Source organism: Chromohalobacter sp. HP20-39 (genome assembly GCF_033052815.1).
GTDB lineage: Bacteria > Pseudomonadota > Gammaproteobacteria > Pseudomonadales > Halomonadaceae > Chromohalobacter.
In genome coordinates this window covers 1-330 of the sequence record NZ_JAWHTP010000361.1, presented here as the reverse complement: position 1 = coordinate 330, position 330 = coordinate 1, and the positions used below count along the sequence as shown (strand labels likewise).

At 62.1% G+C, this 330-nt stretch carries 1 protein-coding gene; it reads right to left on the bottom strand.

Translation table 11 applies throughout. From position 1 onward, the window contains the following. Positions 1 to 330 (bottom strand): ParB/Srx family N-terminal domain-containing protein (locus RVY79_RS18375; RefSeq protein ID WP_317465976.1); only part of this gene is annotated, 330 nt, incomplete at both ends.

Genomic DNA, 330 nt, shown 5'->3' with positions numbered 1-330 from the left:
CGTTGCATTACGCTCAGCGTGAGCGACCGCGGGTCCGCCCATTCTTCGATAATTACCGGCAGCTGATCGATTTGCCGATTCTTCCCATCGTCGAGATAGTGATTGGCGAGCCGCACTGCCTGCAGTCGTCGATGCCCGTCCCGCACCGCAAGCACCGTCTTACTGCCCTCGCGGATCGGGAACACCAGGAGCGGTTGACTCTCATCAAAACCGTTCTCGGCAATCTCGAGGGCCAGACGCTCGATGCCGGCAGCAGCAGCGGCCGGAGCAGCGGTTTGTGCCGTCGTCGCATTCGACAGACGATCGGTCACCGGCTTGGCCAGCACGTCG